The organism is Rhizobium sp. SEMIA 4085 (genome assembly GCF_013004495.1).
In the GTDB taxonomy this organism is placed as follows: Bacteria; Pseudomonadota; Alphaproteobacteria; order Rhizobiales; family Rhizobiaceae; genus Rhizobium; species Rhizobium gallicum.
In genome coordinates this window covers 1-2310 of record NZ_JABEPH010000582.1, presented here as the reverse complement: position 1 = coordinate 2310, position 2310 = coordinate 1, and the positions used below count along the sequence as shown (strand labels likewise).

The 2310-nt window shown below is 57.0% G+C and carries 2 protein-coding genes and 1 pseudogene; 1 reads left to right on the top strand and 2 read right to left on the bottom strand.

The window, feature by feature from the left end:
* Together C9413_RS31240 and C9413_RS31235 are read right to left on the bottom strand one after the other, a co-directional pair.
* A pseudogene (locus C9413_RS31240) lies at window positions 1–657 on the bottom strand (AraC family transcriptional regulator); the annotation flags it as partial.
* 489 nt (window positions 658–1146) lie between these two features.
* Window positions 1147–1572: a hypothetical protein gene (locus C9413_RS31235; RefSeq protein WP_052451789.1), complete on the bottom strand. Its 426-nt coding sequence runs from the start codon at window positions 1570–1572 to the stop codon at window positions 1147–1149.
* Between the two features lie 525 nt (window positions 1573–2097).
* Between C9413_RS31235 and C9413_RS32920 the strand changes: the two genes are divergently transcribed.
* The coding region (locus C9413_RS32920; RefSeq protein ID WP_210263674.1) for a hypothetical protein at window positions 2098–2310 on the top strand (213 nt) is incomplete at its 3' end.

The window sequence follows — 2310 nt, the reverse complement described above, 5'->3', positions numbered from 1 at the left end:
CATATCACGTGTGGTCTGGACCACGTAAGGAAGGTCCACCGCAGCCAGACGTGAAAGGTTTGCCTCGACACCATCCAGATATTCGATCAGCAGTTTAGTGTATGTTCCGGACAAGGCGACATTGTTTTTGATTTCGCTGGAGGCGGGAACATCAAAAAGCAGTTCGCGCGGCAAATAAAGCGAGAGGACCCGCGCCTCGGTTGATCGGCCTCGAAATGGATGTCCCAAGGAACGCAGTTCCACCTTTCCTGGCTCGCCCTCCGAGACATGCCCATCAACTTCCGTCCATGTCCGCCCGTTGCGCAGGACCGAAATGTGCCAATGATCGATGAGGTTTGACCGCACCTTTGCCTCCGATCGCACATAGCTGTGGGCAGGGGTGCTTTGTTGAACGACCAGCATGCCGCCGAGATTCCAGGCCGCATGATCGGCTACAAACTCCGCTTCTTGCGAAGGGGAATCCGGACGCCGAATGTCTATAAGGGGAGCGACATAGGCCTGCCAGGCCGCAAATTGACCTGCCGGTTCCAGCCCGCGCGTGGAAAACAGCAATGGTTCCAACGCTGGCGGAGCCGGAGGCTCTTCATTGCTTGGCTGTGCCGATCGCGGATAACGACGGCGTTCGACCTCTACCGGCGCAGTGTCGTCGCCCGGCACGCCATTTTCGGTTTTGGAACCGGGGGGTACGGATTGTTCTTTGCGTCGATCATCTGACAATCTGGTCCCCCGAACTGGCGTCACGACAGCGCCAAATAGTCACCCTACTTAAGTCGCCGGATCTGTCGAAAGAGACGGAGAACGCTGTCCCTTCCAGGCGAAGATAGGCGCTTCATCAAACCAACGACTGCACAGCGCTGGCCAACCCGGCATCTCATGCACGAGCCCAACGCGGCCACGTCTGACTTTCAAGCTCGCTACCCCCGACCTTGTGGTCGACCCTCGATCAGGAACTGGCCTGATTCTACCGATATCCCGTTCACGCCATTGTCTAGGTAATTTCTTGTCTAGATTGTGGCATTTGGCGGAATGCACGAACCCCTGCGGATCCGGTGATCGAGACCGGCGCATGAACCGGAGCCGAGTACATGGTCGTCGGTATTGGTGGAAGTCTCAACGGTCGCAGCGGCTCCATACCACCGGATATGGTCAGCAGGAAGTTGAGCGGAGACAATCGAAATCTCCAACTTCGAGAGGAATGCCTTCCCGATCCTTGTCAGGTGGTTCTGGTCTCCTGGCACGTTCGTCTGTCAAGATGTGTCGTACGACAATGTCATTGGCACTTCGCCCAGGATCGCACACCTGCATTTCCGCTGTCAGCAATTTTAAAGCGTCCGCCAGTTGTCTTTCCGCGTTGATAGTAGATGCCGAACCGGCTTCGCGCAATTCGCTATAGAGCTTTGCTCGCTCATAAAATTCTTCGGCTCTGGCCAGACACTCTGCTGTCGGTTTGATCATCCTCAAGGCGAGGCGTAGGTTAATTGCGGCCGTAAGCTCAAATGCAGCAGCCGAGAAACTTGTAACCGCGCCCGGGGGGTGGGTCCTCTTCAGAAGCGCCAGCCATTGAGGGATCATTACGGTCTCCGGAACGCGACCTGCACATCAGAACGAAACGAGAGTACGCGAGCACATATCTCTCGTGGGTTGATCATGCCCTCCCAGTCCTCATCTGTCCCCGGACTTTGGTCCTATCCGCAAGCGGACGAAGGTCCGATCCCGTTCGCAGGAAAGGTCTGATCTTCCTTTATCAGGCGCTTGCAGGGTTGACGATCGGCATGCGTCATGAGCAATCTCAAGAACTTGGACTGGCCTTTTCGGCTGCTTGGATGCTGCATGTAAATTTGCTCAGCAGGTTTTGCCCATCGCCTTCGAGCCGAATATTCGCCATTGCTCCAAGTGCGCTCTTTAATTGACAAAGGACGTGGGCTCTGACCCCGCGTCAGGTAACAGCGATGACGACGCGTCGTAACTTTCGAGCCACGTTGTGTTGGGCTTTGGTTGGTGTCTCCCTTTCAATCCTTCCCTACAAGATTGAAATATAGGGATCCGCGTTTGACGTGGTCACCCAGTCTGCCCTGGCCAAGAGTGGAAACAACGGCAATGGCGGCGGCAATGGCAACGGCGGCAATGGCGGCAACGGCGGCGGCAATGGCAACGGCGGCGGTGGCAACGGCGGCGGTGGCAACGGGAAGAGCGGCTCGAGCAACAGCTCTTCCGGAAAAAGCGCTGGGGGGGTGGGCAAGACCAGAGGCGAGGGCCAACCACAGCTGGGAGGGCGTTCCGGCGGTGGGAAGGAGTGGTGAGGGCAAAGGG

Excerpts from the sequence above, each read along its gene's own strand:
- C9413_RS31235 (WP_052451789.1), bottom strand. The coding sequence starts at position 1,572 with ATGATCCCTCAATGGCTGGCGCTTCTGAAGAGGACCCACCCCCCGGGC.